The following is an 18822-nucleotide window of genomic DNA, read 5'->3' as shown; positions in this document are numbered from 1 at the left end:
CCAGCCTCGCCCTTGAGCGCCGGCCCACCCCACTGAGCAGGGCACCTCACCCAGACCTCATCGCGAATCGGGCATCACGGCGCGAACCGCACTCTCACAAGGTGTGACACGGCAGGCCGAACGCATTTCGCCGATTCTGGGGCCGAACGCCGCGCTTCTGGCCGCAGCCGCCGTGCTGCATGATGTCGGCTACGCGCCCCACCTCGCCGCCACCGGCTTCCACCCGCTGGACGGTGCCCGGTTCCTGCGCGACTCTCACCGCGCGGACGAGCGCCTGACCCGCCTGGTCGCCAACCACTCCTTCGCTGTTCTGGAGGCCGCGGAGCGCGGGCTCCGGCAGGCCCTGGAGCTGGAGTTCCCCTTGCTCGAGGACCAGGTGCTGGTGGACGCGTTGGTCTACTGCGACATGACCACGACGCCCGACGGTGACCCGACCAGCTTGGCGCAGCGGGTCGCGGAGATCGTCGACCGCTACGGCGGCGACAGCATCGTCGGACGGTTCATCCGGCGAGCCGAGCCGCTGATCCACGCCGCCGTGGCCCGCACCGAGGTCCGCCTGGCCGCCGCCGGGATTCAGCCCAAGTAGGGGTACTTGCCGCTCAGGTAGTCGCCGATCTGCTGGCGCATGCTCGGGTGGATGTCGTACGTGTCCAGGTCGCCCGGCCGCACCCAGAGCACGCCGTCTGCCTCGTCGTTGGTCGTGGGCGTGCCGCCAACAGGACGGCCGATGTAGACGACTTCGAACTGCTGGCGGGCTTCGCCGTTGCTGCTGTAGACGACGATGTGCGCCGGGTTGGAGTAGACCCCGAGGAGACCGGTGATCTCCGCCTTGATGCCGGTCTCCTCCTCGCACTCCCGCACGGCGCAGTCGGCGGCGGACTCGCCGATGTCCTGCTTCCCGCCGGGCAGCGCCCACTGGCCGGTGTCGCGCCGGCGCTGCAACAGGATCGCGCCCTCCTCGTTCTGCACAAGCAGGTTGCTCGCCGGTACCAAGGAGTTGGCCGCCGGCGCCTCCGGGTCGCCGTAGTACTCAGTCCTGCCGGCCATGCGACTGGGCCCCTTCTGCATCGTCGGTCCACGGCCGGGCAGAGTGCCAGACCGCGTCGAAGCTCTGAGCGTAGCCGTCGAACCAACCCAGTCCGCCGTCCTTCTGAAGGTGCAGCAAGGGATTGGCGGAAGCCGGCTGACCCCAAATGTGCGGGTTGACCAGTAGGTCGTTGTCGTAGCGGAACAGCGAGTTGTAGAGGGTGGTGTCGTGCAGGCGGATCTCGCAGCCGGGCGTGCCCAGCAGCGGCCGGTAGTAGGTAAGCGAGGCACGGACCTTCGCGGTCAGAGTGGCCCCGATGCCCTCCTCCTGCCCACGGATCGCCACAGCGCGGCCCCGGGGGTCGCCGAAGCACAGGCGGACCTTCACTTCGGCCGCCGCGCGCTGGGCCAGCATCGTGGCGATCCGCGGGTTCGACTGGGCGAAGAACGTCCCCGAGAACACCAGTACATCGATCTGCGCTGCTCGCCCAAGTCTTGATCGTGAGGAGTCCACAGTGCCGGAGATCGTGAAGCGCAGCGCGAGGGCGGTCCTGCTCGACGGGGAGCAGGTGGTGCTGATCAAGCGGACCAGGCCGGGCCGCGAGCCGTACTGGGTGACGGTCGGCGGGGGTGTGGAGGACGAGGACAGCTGCGTGGAGGCCACCTTGCACCGGGAGCTCTTCGAGGAGCTGGGCGCGACCGTGTACCCGCCGCAGCTGGTGCACCTGATTACCGACGAGCTGGAGGGCGGGATCGGCGTCCAGCACATCTTCGTCGCCCGGTTGAAGGAGATAGACCTGAGCGCGCGGACCGGAACCGAGTTCAGCAAGCCCGAGCGCGGCAGCTACGAGGTCGTGCAGATCCCGTTCACCGCCGAAGCCGTGCGCGCGATCGCACTGATGCCCCCGCAGCTGGCAGATTTCTTGGCTGCCAACGCTGCCGCAATCCGTTCGGTGGCCGAGTGGTGCTCGTGAGGCCCGCTTTCCAGGCGCCTCACACACTGAGTCCTGCGGCCCGCTCGGCGAGTTCGGCGGCGCCGGAGATTCCTCGCTTGGTGTAGACGGCCATGGTCGAACGCACTGTCTGGAGTTCCTTGTTGCTTCGGTCCGAGGCGACGCCGTCCATGGTGTCCAGGCATTGGTTCCAGAGGATGACGGCCTCCTCGTGCCGGCGTTGGGCAGCCACGGACTTCGCCAGGTTCGCGATGGTCAGGCCGCGGACCCGCTGGTATATCTCGGGCACGCGGCCCTCCATGGCCTTGCGGTAGTGGCGCTCTGCGGCCCGGTGGTCCTTCATCTCGGTGAGAGTCTTGCCGGTGTGCGACGCCACCGTGGAGGCGACCGGGCCGGAGGCGGCGGCGTAGGTGGGGACGGCGTCGTGGCCGGCGAGCATGGCGTCCTCGGCTGCGAGCAGCGCCCGGGCGGCTTCCTTGCCCTGGTCGCTCGCCCCGTACGCTCGGGCGGCGGTCACCAGCAGCAGTGCCTCGGTCTGGCGGTCCACCTTGCCCCGGGCTCGGGCGAGGGCGGCTTCGGCCATCTGGACGGTGTGCAACGGCTGGTTCAGGTCGAGGGCCTGGTGGGTGAGGGCGCGCATCATCCATGCGCCGTGGCCTGCCGGGTCGGATTCGCAGGCGAGTTGGAAGGCGAGCAGGTAGTACCGCTGGGCGGCGCCTTCGCGGCCGAGGTCGTGGTGCTTCCATCCGACGAGCGTGGCCAGCTCGGCCGCTGCGCCGAAGGCGCTGCGGCGCATCTCCTGGGACGGGTAGGTCGCCTGGAGCATCGGAACGACGGTGTCGGCCAGGTAGGACGTCACGGTGGACAGGCCGTGGCCGCCGCCGAGCCGTTCGTCGGCGCTGCGGAAGCTTGCGGTGAGCTGCCGGACGGTGGCCACCTCGTTGGCGCCGGCCCGGCCGGCCGTCCCGGTCGTGCGGAGGGTGGTGGCGGCGGCGTGGTGGTCGTAGGTGAGCGGCAGTCCAACGGATGCGGTGGAGAAGGCGAGGGCGAGGAATTCGCGGCGGCGGTGCATGACGAACCTCCCGAGGTCGGCAGCGGTGGCCAGAGGGTCTGCGGTCATGGCCTCCCCGATGCCGTCGCAGCCTAGACCGATCTCGGCGGGCGTCACCTTCCGCTTCACCATTCGGGTGAGTGCTTCGGCGAGGTAGTTGGCGGTTCGGCCGGTCGGCGTGCCGCCGGCGACCCATGAGTGAACGGCCGAGGGCGAGGTGCGCAGCGTCTGCCCGGCCTCGGCCGCGACGGCGCGAACAGCCTTGGCCAGGGCCTGGTACGTACACCCCGCTTCTTCGATGACGGCCGCCAACTGCTGGTTCGGTGTCCTGGGCTCCGTCAACTGCAACCCCCGATAAGGATCTTGAACGGATTGAACGGGATGGGAGGGCCATCACGGTACCGCCGGCGTGTGCGCGGCGCTTCACTGAACGCACGAATCCGACCTCACGAGGGGGACCATTCCTCATGGCTGACGTGTATTCCGATCCGCGACTGCGCGAGTTGGCGGGGGCCAGTGTGCTGGTCACCGGGGGTGGCGGCCTGGTCGGTAGCCGCATCGTCGCCCAACTCGCCGCGCATGGAGCCCATCCGGTTGTCCTGGACCGGTTCGACGCCTACCCGCACCCGGTACGGGATCTGTTCCAGGTGGACCGGCACGCCACACAGGTCGTGCTCGGCGACGCCCGGGAGAGAGCCACTGTGAGGTGGCTGACCAGCCGCGCCGACTTCGTGATCCACGCAGCCGCGTACGCCGACGTCGCAGCGTGCACGCGCCGGCCTGACACCGCGTTCGCCGCCAACGTGCACGGCACCCAGACCGTGCTGGACGCGGTAGCGGACTCGCCGGTCAAGCGCCTGGTGTTCGTCTCCTCCGCCTCCGTCTACGGTGACGGCGCCCCGGGCGACGACGGTGTGGCGCGGTTCTCCGAGGACCAGCCACTGACGCCGATCTCCGTGTACGCGAACACGAAGCTGTGGGGCGAGAACCAGGTTCGCCTGATGCTCGGCGGCAGCGGCACCGAGTACGCGATCGTTCGGTACTTCTCCGTCTACGGCGACCCGCAGGTGCCCAAGCCGAACTCGCACTCGTGGATGGTGCCGTGGCTGGCGATGTCAGCCGAGACGGAGCGGCCGATGCGGCTCAACGGCGGCGGCCGGCAGGTGCGCGACATGGTCCACGTCGAGGACATCGCGCACGCCACCATCCTCGCCCTCGTCGCCGGCCAGGCCGTCGGCCAGACGGTCAACGTCGGCACCGGCATCCCCACCTCGGTCCGCGAGATCGCCAAGCTGATCGCCGCGCACTACTCGCAGGCGTCCTTCGTGGAGACGCCGATGCCCGAGGGCGACCCGCGCGGCGGCTACGCCGACACCCGCCGCGCCTCGGACCTGCTCGGCTGGCGCCCGACCATCGCCCTGGCCGAGGGGATCGACCGCTACGTGAACTGGCTCAAGACCACGCCCGGTGCCGTCCCGGACTGGTTCACCGCACCCACCCCGGCCGCCGTCCTGGCCGCCTGAACGAAGGGACCTACTCCCATGCGCATCGTGCTGCTCGGCGGGGCCGGATACATCGGCTCCGTCACTTCCCACCACCTCGCCTCGCACGGCCACGACGTCACCGTCGTCGACGGGCTGATCTACAACCGCGGCGATGCCCCCGGCCGCCTCCTGCCTGCTGGCGCCACGTTCGTCCACGGCGACCTTCGCGACCCCGCCCTGCTAGCGCGGGCCTGCGAGGGCGCAGACACGGTGGTGCACCTGGGCGGGATCGTGGGCGAGCCGGCCAGCCAGGTGGACGAGGAACTGGCCGTGGAGCTCAACTACGCCGCCCCGATGATCGCCGCCGAAGCCGCCTGCGGAGCTGGTGTCGGTCACTACGTGTTCTTCTCCTCGTGCAGCGTCTACGGCATGCACGAGGGCACTGTGGACGAGGACACCACGCCGAACCCGCTGGGCATCTACGCCCGCACCAAGGTCCTCGCCGAGCGGCGACTGCCCGAGGTCCTGGGCAAGGCGACGGTGTTGACGAGCCTGCGCCTGGCGACAGTGCACGGCTCGTCGCCCCGGCAGCGGCTGGACTCGGTGGTCAACAAGATGACGGCTAACGCGGCCTCCACCGGCCGTATCCCGCTCAACGGCGGCTCCCAGCGCCGCCCACTGGTGCACGTCGGGGATATCGCGCGGGTCGTGGCGGGGGTGCTGGAGCAGCGGCTGAGCGGTGCCCTCAACGTGGGCAGCGACCCGGAGAACTACACCATCGGCGAGATCGCCGCCATGGTGGCCGAGGTGGTGCCCGGCGCGGTGATCGACCGCGGCCCGGAGCGGGACGAGGTCGACGCCCGCGACTACCGGGTCTCCTTCGCCCGTCTCCAGCGGGCACTGCCCGGCGCGTGTTCCACCTCGTTCAAGGACGGGGTGATGGAGATTGCCGATCTGGTGCTGGGCGGCGTGGTCGCCGACCCTGGGCAGGCTCAGTACGACAACCACCGCGGGCTGGTCACGGCCGTCACCACTGGGAAGGTGGGCCGCCTGAACAGCGCCGAGTGTCAGCGTTACGGGGCCGAGTACACCGCCTCTTGGGGGAAGCCGTGACGACCGCCGCACCGTTCCTGCCGTGGAACCGGCCATCCCTCGGGCCGGAGGAGGAAGCGGAGGTCCTGGACACCCTACGCTCGGGCTGGCTCACCCACGGACCGAAGGCGGCCAGGTTCGAGGAAGCCGTCCGGGACGCGCTCGGCGCCGAGGACGCGTTCGCCGTCTCCTCCTGCACCGCTGCCCTGCACCTGGCGCTGCTCGCGGCGGGCATCCAGCCGCGGGATGAGGTGATCACCCCGAGCCTGACGTTCTGTGCCGCGCCGAACGCGATCATCCAGGCCGGCGGCACCCCGGTGTTCGCCGAAGTCGACCCGATCACCTACAACCTCGACCCGGCGGCGGCCAAGCAGGCGATCACCCACCGGACGCGGGCCATCATCGTCATGCACTACGGCGGCCAGCCCTGCGACCTCGCGGCGTTCCGCAAGCTTTCCGACGACCACGGCCTGCTGCTGATCGAGGACGCCGCCCACGCCCTGCACGCCTCGCGGGGCGGCGCACGGGCGGGCAGCGTCGGCGACCTGGCCGTGCTCAGCTTCTACGCTAACAAGGCCATGACCACTGGCGAGGGCGGGATGATCGTCGGCCGCGGCGAACTCGTCCAGCAGGCCCGGCTCCTGGGCCGGCATGGCATTGACACCTCCGTGTGGCAGCGGCACGGCACGCAGCGCACCGCCGACTACGAGGTCACCGTGCCGGGCCTGAAATACACGATGCCGGACATCACGGCCGCGGTCGGCATCCAGCAGTGGCAGAAGCTGGAGGGCTTCACCGCGCGCCGCGCCGCGATCGCCACCTCTTACGACCGATCCCTTGCCAGCTTGACGGGGCTCAGATTACCGACCGTCCTCGAAGGCGTCCGGCACGGCTGGTTCCTCTACCCGGTGCTGGTTGCGCCCGTCGACGGCCGGAGCCGGGACACGGTCGCCGACGCGCTGCGCGGGGTCCACGGGATCGGCACCAGCGTGCACTTCAAGCCCGTGCACCAGCTCGCCGCCTATCGGTACCTGGACTGCGACCTGCCGGTGACCGAGCAGATCGCCGCCCAGCAGCTCTCCCTGCCGTGCTACCCGGCTATGACCAGCGCGGACGTGCAGCGCGTCATCGACGCCCTCTACGCCATCTGGTCCTGACCGGCAGCGTCCTGGGCCGGTCGTCAGAACACCGGCGGCCGACCCAACTTGGCCATCCGCCACACCGTGCTCCACCGCATCGGCCGCCGTGGCGGACACGGCGTGCGAACGCCCTCGAAGAACCCGCCCCACCATGCCTTCAGCCCGGACACGGGCGGGCGCCGCAGCAGCGTGTACAGCGCCCAGGAGGTGAGATAGATCGGCACCAGGAGGGCGGGAAGGTGGCGCTTGGCCAGCCAGACCCGGTTGCGGGCGGTCATCCGGTAGTAGGCAGCGTGCCGGGCCGGATCGGTGCGGGGGTGCTGAAGCACCATGTCGGCGCGGTAGTCGATGCGCCATCCGGCGTCCAGCGCCCGCCAGGCGAAGTCGGTCTCCTCGTGCGCGTAGAAGAACTTCGCGGGGAACAGGCCGACCTGGTCGATCACGCTCATGCGGATGCCGTGGCCGCCGCCGAGGAAGGTGGTGACCGGGCCGGACAGCATCGGGTCGGAGGTGCCGAGGCGGGGGACGTGGCGGCGCTGGGTGAACCCGGTCTCGTCCGCGATCCGAAAGGACACGATCCCGAGCTGGGGGTCCTGCTCGAACGCCTCCCGAATCAGCTTGAAGGTGTCGGTGCGGGAAAGCAGGCCGTCGTCGTCGAGGACCACCAGGATGTCGACGCCGCCCAGCTCGCGCAGCCGCTCGACTCCGGCGTTGCGGCCGCCGGGGATGCCGAGGTTCTCCGGCAGCTCCACCGCGTCCACCCACTCCGGCAGCTCGGGCAGTGTCACGCCCTGGCCGAGCACCACGGTCCGGGTGCTGCCGCCGCCTTCCTGGGCCTCGACCGAGTCCAGGAGCGCGCGCAACTCCACAGGCCGGTTCCCCATCGTCAGCACCACTACGCCCAGCGTCACGCCCATCGCACCCGACCCCATCGAGGAACCCTTCATGATCACATCGACACCCCGGCCCGGGGACGCGCCGCTGCGCGTGCTGGCCGAGACGGGTCGACTCCCGGATCACCAGTACATGGACCGGGCGACGCTGGCCTGGATCGCCGGCAACCGTCCCGCCGGTCCTGGTGTCCGGGCCACCATGCCACACCGCCCGCTCGTCCTGGTACCCGAAGCCGCTTGGTTCGCCCGCACGGAGACAGTCGACTCGATCCACGGTGCCCGCCACGGCGCCCGGGTCGCCGTCCTCGTCCAGATCCTCGCCCACGACCGCGGCCTCGACCCCGGCCGGGCGCGGGCCCTTGCCGCCGCGGCAGCCTGCCACGACTGCCGCCGCGACCACGACCGCGACGACCCCGGGCACGGCCGACGCGCCGCCCACTGGCTGACCGGCAACGCCGCCACGGTGGCTACCGTTCTCGGCACCGCACCGACGGCCGAGACGATCACAGCCGTCGCCCTCCACGACATCGCCCACGACGCGTTCACCGCCCCCCAGGCGAGCGCCTACCACCGCCACCAGGAAGCGGTGGACCTCCTGAAGGCCGGCGACGCCCTCGACCGCTACCGGCTTCCCCTCGCCCGCTGGTGGCCCGACCCCACCCGCCTGCGCCTACCCGTCCCGGCCTGGCTCGCACCGCTCGCCCACGATCTGGTCGTCCACAGCGAACAAGCGCACCTCGACGGCGCCACCCACACCCAAGCCGTGGAGCAGGCACTCCACGCCGCGATCCCCGAGTAGGAGAACACCGTGCACGCCGACTGGGAGTACGCCCACACCGACTACGGCGCACCGTCTTGCCGCCCGACGCCCGCCGGGCTCGCCGACAACGAGACCGACTGGCGCCAACACCTCGAACAGGCCCCCAACGGGCACCTGATGCGCGACAACACCTTGCTCCAGGCGCTCGCCGTGGGCACCCCGATCCACCTCCTCCACCTCACCCGCGACCTGGACGCCGTCCGCGCCAGCGGCCAACTCCTCGCCTCAACCGGCTGCCTCGTCGGCGCGATCTACGGCTCCCCCCTCACCCCACTGCCCAATGGTGCGCTGCGCCCCCACAACCTCGGCGCCCACCTACTGGGCAGCCGCAACACCCTGGACAGCCGCCGTGACAGCCAACCCGTGATCATCACGGTCACCCCCGACCGGCCCGCCCCGCTGAAGGGCGTCGACTACCTGCGCCTGGGCGGAATCCACCTCAGCGCCTACCGCACGTTCCGCCACACCCTCACGGCCACGGAGGACGAGCAGGTGGTGCACTCCGTTGCGGACCGGGTCCGCGTCGCCGCACCGTTCCTCGACACGATGCTGCGAAACGCCGCCGGCCGGGCGAGCCCAGACGAACTCTTCCTCGACACCCTCGCCAAGACAGTCCGAGCCCTCCCGTTCCTCGGCTACCTGTACTTCGAGACCGTCGCCGAGTACCTGATGCTCCACTCCACCAGCCGCACCACCCGCGCCCTCGCGGACCGCGGCGAGATGAACAACTACCTCTACAAGGACCTCGCCTTCGCCGCGGTGGACGGCATGGGCACTCTCTTCGACCTCGGCCGCTTCCAGCCGGGCAGCGCCCGGCTTCGTGAACTCGTCGGCCGGATCGAGCCCGGCCTCGCGGCCCGGGTCGCGGGCCACGTCCGCCGACGGCTGTCCCACCTGTTCGCCGCCACCTGCCTCGCCCCGCTGCAGGATGTCCGGGACTTCACCTTCCATCGCGCCGGAATCGACACGCTGGCCGAGGCCGCCCCGCACCTGCTCGGCCAGCTGCTGTTCCGCGAAGTGCGGCTCCTGGACCGTTACCCGCAGCTCTACCACTGCGTGGAACAGGCCAAGGCGTTGGAGGCGTGGGCGTATTGGAACACCGAGCACATCGCCGCCCCGTTCAACGGCACCTGTCCGAAGGGGGAGGTCGGGATCAACCCGGCCTTCCCGAACGCCCGGGTCACGATCTGGACGGCGGAGACGTGCGAACAGGGCCTCGTGCACCCGGTCGAGCAGGTAGCCGCCGTGCCGGCCCCTCGCCTCGTGCCGTGGCTGGTTGCTCCGCTGCGGGACCGGACGGAGGAGGATCGGTGGATGAACCGGCAGTTGGTCTCGACGGGAACGGGCTAGCTTCCCGGCTCCCACTCGCCTGCGTCCGCGGCTAGGAGCGTGTCCCAGTAACGGGCAACCTGCCCGTGTTTCGTGATCATTCGTGCGGGATGATGGCGGTATGCGTGGTGGGATGGGCTGTTCGAGGTTGAGCCGGTCGAGAAGAGGCAGCCGCAGGGCCGTGGGGCTTCGGTAGACAAGCGGTTCAGGGCGTTCGACCCGCACCAGGTCCTGCTGCTGCCGCCGTCGCTGGACGACTGGCTGCCCGAGGACTACCTGGCCCGGTTCGTCGCCGACCTGGTGGACGAGGTGCTGGACCTGGGACCGATTCTGGCGGACTACACCGAGAAGCGCGGCTACCCTCCCTACGACCCGCGACTGATGGTCCGGCTGCTGATCTACGGCTACACCACCGGGGTGCGTTCCTCGCGGGCGATCGAGCGCAAGTGCGCCGACGACATCGCGTTCCGCTACGTGGCCGCTGACCAGGTGATCTGGCCCGACGCGGAGTGCCTCGTCGGCACCACCACGGAGCTGCTGCGCGAGGTGTACCCCTCAAATGATTTGGGCTGCCACCGTCTGGGGAGGCCCTTGCGAGGCGTGTTGAGATCTGGTCGATCGAGACCAAGGAGGGGTATGACCTCCAACTGTCGGCGGTGACCGATAGGGTCAAGACCGTGGAGAAGGCCATGGTTCGTCCGCGGCCGGAGAGCAAGGAACAGGGAGGGCGCAGGGGTGTCGGCAGCGGGCAAGGACGGCAACTCAGGGGCGCGTCGGCCGAAGCCTGCACCGCCGCGCGTGCAGCGCTGGTTCCAGGAACGCCCCTCCCCGTTCCCCCACGAGCAGGAAGCGCTCGACCACGTCAAGGCGCTGATGCCGCAGGCGGAACCCTTCCGGTCCTGGGCGACCTTCTCGTTCACGGCCTCCTCGGGGCGCGTCAACGAGTGCGACCTGTTCATTCTCGTGCCGCGCGGCCTCTTCCTCGTGGAGCTCAAAGCCCACCCCGGGCGTCTCGTCAATAACGGGAGCACCTGGAACTTCCACGGCCCCGACCGACTCCGCACGATCGACAACCCGCTGCACCTGACCGACCTCAAGTCCAAAGAGCTGCGGAGCAAGCTTTCCTGGGCCGCCGGGAAGTTCCACACCGGCGTGCGCATCCCATGGATCTCCCCGGCGGTGTTCCTGTCCGCCCCGAGCCTGCGATCCGAACTCGACGCCGGCCAGCAGACCAACGTCTACGGCCGTGACGACGGCGTTAGCGGCCTGCCCCGCATCTGGCAGGACTTCCTCGGTCTGCCCCCACAGCGGGACTCGGAGGCTGCCCGGCGCGAGCGACTCGAACTGGCGCGGGCCCTGCCCGATCTCATGAAGAGGATCGGCGTCAAGGCATCCACCGCCCACCTGAACTTCGGCGACGGCTGGAACCTCGCTGGGCGCCCCCTTGACGGCGGCCCCACCTGGGAGGACCGCCTTGCCATCCGCGAGCAGCCCATCCGCGAGGAAGGCCGCGTCCGCGTCTACCTGGTGAGCCTCCAGGCAACCGCGGAGACCCGAAACTCGGTCGAACGAGCAGCCCGGCGCGAGTACCAGGTCCTCCAGGGCATCAGCCACCGCGGCATCGCCCAGGCCCGAGAGTTCCGCGACCACCAGGGCGGCCCGGCCATCCTCTTCAACCACCGCGCCGCCGACCTGCGCCTGGACGCCTACTTGGCCACCTACAGCGCCTCGTTGACCCACGAGACCCGGCTGGAGCTGGTACGCCAGATCGCCGACGCGCTGCGCTACGCCCACCAGCGCTCGCTCTACCACCGTGCCCTCGCGGCCCGATCGGTGTACGTCTCCTGCAAGTCAGACGGGTCCAACCCGGTCGTGCGCATCATCGACTGGCAGGTTGCCGCCCGCGACTTCGACAGCACCTCGCACACCTCCCTCGGCACCCCCAGCGCCGGCGGCGATCACGTCGAGAACGCCGCACAGGTCTACCTGGCGCCGGAGTTCGAGATGGAGTTCGCCGACCCGGTCGACCTGGATGTCTTCGGCCTCGGCGCCCTCGCCCACCTGATTCTGGCCGGCGAGCCGCCAGCCGAGCGGCGCAGCGCCATGATCGAGCGGTTGACGAACGACGGCGGACTGCGTCCGTCCGCCGTGTCGGACGCCGTGTCGGAAGAACTCGACGGCTTGGTGTTCCAGGCAACCCGGGCGGACGTGGCCGAACGGCTCGACTCGGTGGACCGGTTCCTGGATGAACTCGACCGAATCGAGCACGCAGCTGCCGCGGAAGTGTCGGCGCCAGTCGGCGTCGACCCGCTCGCGGCGATGGCGGGGCAGAGCGTCGATGCCGAGTGGAGCGTCGAGAAGGTCCTCGGCACCGGTGCTACGGCCAGGGCCCTGCTCGTGCGCCGCGAGGTGGAAGATCTTGGGGGCGCGATCCGGGTCGATCGGCGCGTGCTCAAGGTTGCCCTGGACGAGACCCGCGACGACCGCCTGGAATCCGAGGCGGCCGTGCTGGCCAAGGTCGGTGGTGGCGCCGTTGTGCGGCTGCTCGATGGTCCTCGCAAGATCCACAACCGGACGGTGCTGGACCTCGAGTACGCCGGCGAGCGCTCACTCGGTGCCCGACTGCGTGGGGACGGGCGCCTGACCTACCACGAGCTGGAGCGCTTCAGCAGCGACCTCTTCACCGCCCTCGACCAGCTGGCCGGCAAGGGCGTGTGGCACCGCGACCTCAAGCCGGACAACTTCGGCGTGCTCCAGCGGGCCGACCGCTCCTGGCAGCTGGTGCTCTTCGACTTCTCCCTCGCCGAGGCACCGGAACGGGACGTGAAGGCCGGCACCCGCGGCTACCTCGACCCGTTCCTCGACACACCGCGCCGGCCAGTATTCGACAACCACGCCGAGTACTACGCCGCAGCCGTCACCCTGCACGAGATGGCGTCCGGCGAGCGCCCCCGCTGGGGCGACGAGATGACCGATCCCCGTACCACCGACGACGAGTACCCCGTGATCGCGGAGGACGTCTTCGAGCCCGCGCTGAAGGGAGGACTGACGGCGTTCTTCCGGCGGGCACTCCACCGGGACGCCGACCGTCGCTTCGACACCCTGCGGCAGATGCACGAAGCCTGGCAGGCCGTGTTCGCCAAAGCCGATGCGGTGGCTCCGGACGACGAGGACGATGAAACGGAGGATCTGGAAGCCGCCCGCGACCGCGTCGCCGCACAGGCCGAAGCAGACACCCTGCTCAAGGACGCCGGCCTCTCACCACGCGCACAGTCAGTGGCCAACTCCTTCGGTGCGACCACCGTGGGTGAACTTCTCAACGTACCGCTGCACCAGATCGCCCGTGCCCGAGGCGCCGGTGCGGTGATCCGCAAGGAACTCAACCGACGGCACAAGCAGTGGACGGCGAAGCTCCGGAAGGCCGTCGCGCCTGCCCCGAAGCCCGCAGGAGGCTCGGGGACGGCGACCGCGGCCCCGCAGGTGGACTTGGCAAGCCTGCCGACGGACATTGCCGCCCGCGCCAGCATCGACGAGCTCGCCGCTCACCTCGACCCTGGCCCGGCCAGCAAGGGCTCGCGCAAGCGCGACATCATCCGGCGCACCCTCGGCCTGCCCGGCGTCGACGGAGCGATCTCCACGCTGCCGGTCTGGTGCTCGCAGACGGATATCGCCAAGGCGTTGGACGTCTCACAGGCGACCGTCTCGCGGAGCCATGTGGCTGCGATCCAGTCCTGGGCGGCAGATCCCGTGCTGGCGACGCTGCGGGAGGAAATCGTCGCCTTCGTCATCGGGGCAGGGCGTGTGGTCACCGCACAGGAAGCGGCAACCGACCTGCGTATCCGTAAGGGCGTGCGGGAAGAGGACCCACAGCGGGCGGAGGCCCTCGCGCTCGCCGTGGTCCGCGCGGCTGTTGAGGCGGAAGCCTGGCCGCAGGACAAGGACCAGGACGGACAGCCGCGGCTCGCCGTGCTTCGGCGTAGCGGCCGGGTCTTTATCGTGTGCGAGTCCCTGACGGGGACCAATGACCCCAGCGCGCCTGAGCTCGCCGACTACGCGCGGTCGCTCGGACAGCAGGCGGACCGGCTCGCGCAGGCCGAACCATTGCCGGACCGTGCCGTCGTGATCCGCGACCTGCGATCCGTGCCGGTGCCGTCAGGCATGACTCCTCTATCGGACGGTCGCATGGTGGCGCTCGCGTCGGCCGCCGCTCAAGACGCCCTGTACTCCCCGCGCCTGGAGCTCTATCCGAGGGGCCTTGGCCTTGCGCAGGCGATCCGAATCTCGCAGGCTGCTGCCGGTGTCCGGCGTGACCGGGGCGCGACCGCGGAGGAACTTCTCGCCAAGGTGCGGTTGCGCTTCCCTGATCTGGATCTGGGCCAGCCGACTGCCGTCGAGCTGGAGGAGGCACTGGAAGAGGCCCTGAAGCAGGCGCTCCAGAACGCCGGGTTCGTCCTCGAGTACGACCCGGCAACCAAGCGTTTCCGCGCCCCGGTTCCGGATGGCGTTCGCTCGATGACCGCCTCCGCGACCGAGACCACACTGTTCCCGGGCGCGGCCGGTGTGGCCGCAGCATCGGCGGCGGCCGGACGAGACCCGAAGGTGCTCCTCGGGGCCAAGCTGGAGGACGCCCTGCGCCGCGGAGGCTTCCTTGCCTTGACCCTTCGAGGCAAGCACCTTCCCGGGGCGGCAGACCTCATTGCACAGGCGTATGGCGTGGAGTCGGTCTCGCTGAGTGGGCTGTTCCTTCGGGAGTTCCGTGCGCTCGCGGCCCAGCACGGTACCGAGTGGGGGCGGGTTCTGACCATCGACACCAAGTTCACCGAGTCTGGCGAGCTGCCGCGAGGGCTTGCCTCGTACGTCAAGGGCGCATGGTCCCGAGTGGGTGAGCACCTGCGTGAGCGAGTCGAGACAGCTGGGTCGACGGACGTGCTCTTCCTCCACGACGCGGGTCTGGTTGCCCGATACCAGGACGCCGGCGGGCGGGAATTGCTGGCCACCCTGCAGAACGCGGCCCGCCGGGAGGCCGACGCCCCGCACGGGCTGTGGCTGCTCTGCCCGCAGGAGGCGCCGCACGAGACCCCACAACTGGACGGAATGATCGTCGAGGTGATCGGCGAGGCAGAGCGGGCCGTGCTGATCAAGGACTTTCTGGACGAGCTCCGAGCACGGAGCGCTGCAGCCTGATGGCACCCGGATCTCCGCAGGCCGCGAGAATCTCGAAACGGCCGATCGTTCGAGTGAGCTGAACTGACAAAATGGGCAACCGTACGGTCCGCGTGGGACCGACGGTGGACGGACAAGGGACGGGCGCTGTGACCGGTCGGGGAGTGGACCAGAACGAGCTGCTGAAGGACCTGCGCAAGCAGGTGGCGGCTCTGGAGGACGACCTGCGAGAGCGCAGCCAGGACGTATCCGAGTTTGCCCAGACGCTGAACGACGAGTACGAGCAGGCGTGGGAGGCGGGGCGTACAGCGGCGAGGTACGAGACCTGGCGCGAGGAGCGGATCACTCAGGCAGCCGTTGCGTGGGTGCTCGGCACAGTGTTCGTTCGCTTCTGCGAGGACAACGGTCTGATCGAGTGGCCGTGGATCGCCGGCCCTGGTGAACGGCTGGCAATCGCCGAGGAGCGCCACGAGGCGTACTTCCGGGACAATCCGAAGCAGAACGACCGCGACTGGCTCATCGCCGCATTCGATCACCTCGCGGCGGCGAACGAGACAGCGGGCGGGCTCTTCGACCGCAACCACAACCCGCTGTGGGGGCTTACGCCGAGTTACGAGGCGGCACGGGCACTTCTGGTGTTCTGGCGCCGCAGGGGCGAGAACGGGGAAGCGGTCCATCTTTTCGAGACCAAGGACTGGGACACCCGGTTCCTCGGTGACCTGTACCAGAACCTCAGCGAGCACGCGCGGAAGACGTACGCGCTGCTGCAGACGCCCGAGTTCGTGGAGGAATTCATCCTCGACCTCACCCTCGAGCCGGCGGTGGAGGAGTTCGGACTCTGGCCCGAGCTGACCATCCGCGAGAGCGAGTCCCGTGTCGTTGGGCAGCGCGGACTGCGTACGATCGACCCGGCGTGCGGCAGTGGGCACTTTCTGCTGGGCATCTTCCAGCGCCTGCTGGCGAAGTACCGGGAAGATGCAGGGCCGGGCGTCGACGACTGGGCGAATGTGCGGGCCGCACTTGAGGCGGTGCACGGTTGCGACAAGAATCCGTTCGCGGTGAGCATCGCCCGATTCCGGCTGTTGGTTGCAGCGCTGAAGGAAGCCGGCGTCGAGCGGCTGGAGCAGGCACCGAAGTTCCCGATCAACGTCGCGGTCGGCGACTCACTGTTGCACGGGCGAGGCGTCAGCAAGCGTAACCAGAAGGGCAAGTCGGAGGACGACCTGTTCTCGGCCATGGGGCTGGACGACGACGGGGATGAGGGAGAATCGGAGGGGGCGTTCGCATATTCGACGGAGGACGTGGACGAGTTTGTCCGCAGCTGCGACCTGCTGGGGCGGCACTCCTACCATGTGGTGGTCGGAAATCCGCCCTACATCACGGTCAAGGACAAGCAGGAGAACGAGAACTATCGGGACGCGTACTCGGCCTGCTCGGGGAAGTACGCGCTGTCGGTGCCGTTCGCGCAGCGGATCTTCGAGCTGGCGACACGCGAGCAGCAAGGGTTCACCGGCCAGATCACTTCGAACTCCTTCATGAAGAGGGAGTTTGGGAAAAAGCTCATTGAGGAGTTCTTCCGGACGGTCAAGCTGACACATGTCATCGACACTTCAGGGGCGTTCATTCCTGGGCATGGGACTCCGACGGTGATTCTCATTGGCCGGAACACCGTGCGGGGCTGGTCCGAGCCCGTGCGTGCAGCGCTCGGAGTGAAGGGGGAACCAGGGCAACCCGAGAATGCGGCGGACGGGGCGGTCTGGCGTGCAATCGTCGAGCAGGTCGAACAGCCAGGTAGCGAGTCTGACTATATTAGCGTGGCCGACGTCGAACGTGGAACCTACTCCACATTTCCTTGGAGTCTTTCCGGCGGTGGTGCTTCGGATCTTCTCGAGACGATCGATTCAGTACCTGGCCGATTGGCTGGCAAATTGGATAGGGCGATTGGATTTGCAAGCTTTCCAGGGCAAGATGACGTCTTCTTCCTTTCGGAATCGTGGTTTCGGCGGGCTACTGTCCCCCCTACGTTGCAGCGATCGCTGATCACAGGCGAAGTGGTGCGCGACTGGGGTGAACATTGCGTGGAGCAGGCGCTCACCCCATATGACGAGGAGCAGCAGCCATGGGAGTATGACGAATCTTCGCAGTGGGGGCGGCACCTTTGGATGCACCGCACGGTGCTGGGATCGACTGTAGGATTCGCGGGGGAGCAGCGCGGGAACTCAGATGAGCCGTGGTGGACTTGGTATCGGTGGATTCCTGAGCGCTATCGAACTCCAATGTCGATCACATTTGCTTTTGTGGCAACTCACAACCACTTCTCTTTGGACCGGGGCGGCAAGGTCTTCAAGCAGTCCGCGCCAGTTATCACTCTTCCGGATGGGTCGTCCGAGAGAGAGTATCTGGGGTTGCTTGGAATCCTAAACTCGTCCGTGGCCTGTTTTTGGCTAAAGCAGGTTTGCCAGGGCAAGGGGAATCGGGGTGGAGAGCGTTCCACGGGTCGATGGGAGTGGGAGGAGTTCTATGAATTCACTGGCACCAAGCTTCGGGATTATCCCCTTCCCGATATCCTTCCTGCCCAGCTGGCTGCCTTGCTGGATTCGATTGCCCAGGATCTTGCCAATTATGAGCCGACCGCCATTGCCTCACGCACTGTCAAGCCCACTCGTGCTGCTCTTGACTCTGGCCGGACGGATCATTCCGCTGCTCGTCACCGCATGATCGCATTGCAAGAAGAGCTGGACTGGCATGTTTATGGCTCCTATGGCTTGCTTACCTCAACAGAGGTCGAAGGGGTGACCGTTCGAGAGATCAATGATGTTCCCGAGGTCGCACTTGGCGAACGTGCCTTCGAGATCTTCCTTGCACAGAGGGGAATTCAGGGGGAGGCGGACTCTTCCTGGTTCGATCGTCACGGATCAATTCCAGTGCTTGAGATCCCGAAGCACTGGCCCGAGTGGTATCGCAAGATTGTGCAGAACCGGATCGATATCATTAAAAGGCGCCGCGATATTGCACTGATCGAGCGGCCCGATTGCAAGCGTCGGTGGTCGTCGTCTACGTGGGAGAAGAAGGAGGCTGGCGCTCTTCGCACCTGGCTACTCGACCGCTGTGAACGCGAGGATCTCTGGTTCCACACCCGCGACGGCATGCGCCAGCCCCGTGCGCTTACGCCGGCCCAGCTCGCAGACTTGTTCACCCACGACGCCGATATCCACTCCGTCGCCGAGCTCTACGCGGCAGATCACCTTGGCAAGCCGGATCTCCGTCTCGCTGACGTGCTGCGCGAGATTCTCGCCGACGAGCATGTCCCTTACCTCTCTGCCTTGCGCTATAAGGACTCCGGCCTGCGCAAGCGTGAACAGTGGGAGAAAGTGTGGGAACAGCAGCGCGAGGAGGACCTGGCCGGTGAGCGGCTGGATATCCCCGTGCCGCCGAAGTACGCCACTGCAGACTTCCTCAAGCAGTCGTACTGGTCGAATCGGGGCAAGCTCGACGTGCCGAAGGAGCGGTTCATCTCCTACCCGGATGCCGGGCCGGAGGCCGACCCCAAACTGGTTCTTGGCTGGGCTGGTTGGGACCACCGCGACCAGGCACAGGCCATCATCAACCTGGTGGCCGACCGTGTGGAGCGGGACAACTGGAAGGGTGAACAGCTGGTTCCGCTCCTCGCGGGGATGCTGGAACTACTGCCCTGGCTGAAGCAGTGGCACGGCGAGTTCGATCCCGAGTGGGACGGCATTCCCGCGGCCGACTGCCAGGAGTGGTTGGAAGCCCAGCAGCGCGAGCACAGCATCACCACGGATGCGCTGCTCTCCTGGCGTCCGTCCGCGCCCAAGCGCGGCAGGGCCGCTGCCAAGTAACGTGCAGCCATT

12 protein-coding genes and 2 pseudogenes are annotated in these 18822 nt (G+C 68.4%); 10 read left to right on the top strand and 4 right to left on the bottom strand.

Going from position 1 to position 18822, the window contains the following annotated elements; translation table 11 throughout:
* Window positions 1-103 precede the first annotated feature (103 nt).
* Window positions 104-586 (top strand): HD domain-containing protein, encoded by a 483-nt coding sequence (locus ACZ38L_RS22790; RefSeq protein ID WP_465696432.1) that lies wholly within the window; start codon window positions 104-106, stop codon window positions 584-586.
* On the opposite strand, the gene ACZ38L_RS22785 is transcribed toward ACZ38L_RS22790, so the two are convergent.
* Together ACZ38L_RS22785 and ACZ38L_RS22780 are read right to left on the bottom strand one after the other, a co-directional pair.
* Window positions 574-1047, bottom strand: a complete 474-nt coding sequence (locus ACZ38L_RS22785) for an NUDIX hydrolase (protein ID WP_465696430.1) — start codon at window positions 1045-1047, stop codon at window positions 574-576. The two genes, ACZ38L_RS22790 and ACZ38L_RS22785, sit on opposite strands and share 13 nt — an antisense overlap.
* Window positions 1031-1516 (bottom strand): annotated as a pseudogene (locus ACZ38L_RS22780) (XRE family transcriptional regulator); the annotation flags it as partial. The gene ACZ38L_RS22785 and the pseudogene ACZ38L_RS22780, both read right to left, overlap by 17 nt.
* A gap of 25 nt (window positions 1517-1541) precedes the next feature.
* Here ACZ38L_RS22780 and ACZ38L_RS22775 point away from each other — a divergent pair.
* On the top strand, window positions 1542-2000 hold the full coding sequence (locus tag ACZ38L_RS22775; protein WP_465696428.1) for an NUDIX hydrolase: 459 nt from the start codon (window positions 1542-1544) through the stop codon (window positions 1998-2000).
* Window positions 2001-2019: 19 nt separating this feature from the next.
* Here ACZ38L_RS22775 and ACZ38L_RS22770 read toward each other — a convergent pair whose 3' ends face one another.
* Complete coding sequence (locus ACZ38L_RS22770; protein ID WP_465696426.1) at window positions 2020-3372, bottom strand: tetratricopeptide repeat protein; 1353 nt, start codon at window positions 3370-3372, stop codon at window positions 2020-2022.
* Window positions 3373-3497: 125 nt separating this feature from the next.
* Here ACZ38L_RS22770 and ACZ38L_RS22765 point away from each other — a divergent pair, with 125 nt between their 5' ends.
* The 3 genes from ACZ38L_RS22765 to ACZ38L_RS22755 are packed head-to-tail and all read left to right on the top strand — an operon-like array spanning window position 3498 to window position 6763.
* Window positions 3498-4553, top strand: a complete 1056-nt coding sequence (locus ACZ38L_RS22765; protein WP_465696424.1) for an NAD-dependent epimerase/dehydratase family protein — start codon at window positions 3498-3500, stop codon at window positions 4551-4553.
* Window positions 4554-4571: 18 nt separating this feature from the next.
* The gene (locus ACZ38L_RS22760; protein ID WP_465696421.1) at window positions 4572-5627 is read left to right on the top strand and encodes an NAD-dependent epimerase/dehydratase family protein; all 1056 of its coding nucleotides are present in this window, start codon (window positions 4572-4574) and stop codon (window positions 5625-5627) included.
* On the top strand, window positions 5624-6763 hold the full coding sequence (locus tag ACZ38L_RS22755; RefSeq protein ID WP_465696419.1) for a DegT/DnrJ/EryC1/StrS family aminotransferase: 1140 nt from the start codon (window positions 5624-5626) through the stop codon (window positions 6761-6763). The genes ACZ38L_RS22760 and ACZ38L_RS22755 overlap by 4 nt, the downstream gene beginning before the upstream one ends.
* 23 nt (window positions 6764-6786) lie before the next feature.
* On the opposite strand, the gene ACZ38L_RS22750 is transcribed toward ACZ38L_RS22755, so the two are convergent.
* A complete protein-coding gene (locus tag ACZ38L_RS22750; RefSeq protein ID WP_465696416.1) occupies window positions 6787-7692 on the bottom strand; it encodes a glycosyltransferase family 2 protein in 906 nt (301 codons plus the stop codon).
* On the opposite strand from ACZ38L_RS22750, the gene ACZ38L_RS22745 reads away from it, so the two are divergent.
* The 5 genes and pseudogenes from ACZ38L_RS22745 to pglX all read left to right on the top strand — a co-directional run bounded on the left by ACZ38L_RS22745 (window position 7691) and on the right by pglX (window position 18810).
* Window positions 7691-8437, top strand: a complete 747-nt coding sequence (locus ACZ38L_RS22745) for a hypothetical protein (protein WP_465696414.1) — start codon at window positions 7691-7693, stop codon at window positions 8435-8437. The two genes, ACZ38L_RS22750 and ACZ38L_RS22745, sit on opposite strands and share 2 nt — an antisense overlap.
* Before the next feature lie 9 nt (window positions 8438-8446).
* Window positions 8447-9808, top strand: a complete 1362-nt coding sequence (locus tag ACZ38L_RS22740; RefSeq protein ID WP_465696412.1) for a hypothetical protein — start codon at window positions 8447-8449, stop codon at window positions 9806-9808.
* A 117-nt stretch (window positions 9809-9925) separates the two neighbouring features.
* Window positions 9926-10276, top strand: a pseudogene (locus ACZ38L_RS22735) (transposase); the annotation flags it as partial.
* Window positions 10277-10522: 246 nt separating this feature from the next.
* Window positions 10523-14971: a BREX system serine/threonine kinase PglW gene (gene pglW / locus ACZ38L_RS22730; RefSeq protein ID WP_465696408.1), complete on the top strand. Its 4449-nt coding sequence runs from the start codon at window positions 10523-10525 to the stop codon at window positions 14969-14971.
* A gap of 143 nt (window positions 14972-15114) precedes the next feature.
* The gene (gene pglX / locus ACZ38L_RS22725) at window positions 15115-18810 is read left to right on the top strand and encodes a BREX-2 system adenine-specific DNA-methyltransferase PglX (RefSeq protein WP_465696404.1); all 3696 of its coding nucleotides are present in this window, start codon (window positions 15115-15117) and stop codon (window positions 18808-18810) included.
* Window positions 18811-18822: the final 12 nt, after the last annotated feature.

It is taken from the genome of Kitasatospora sp. NPDC024654, from assembly GCF_055559155.1.
Note: the sequence above shows the minus strand (reverse complement) of the source record. Positions and strands in the feature narration are given on the sequence as shown.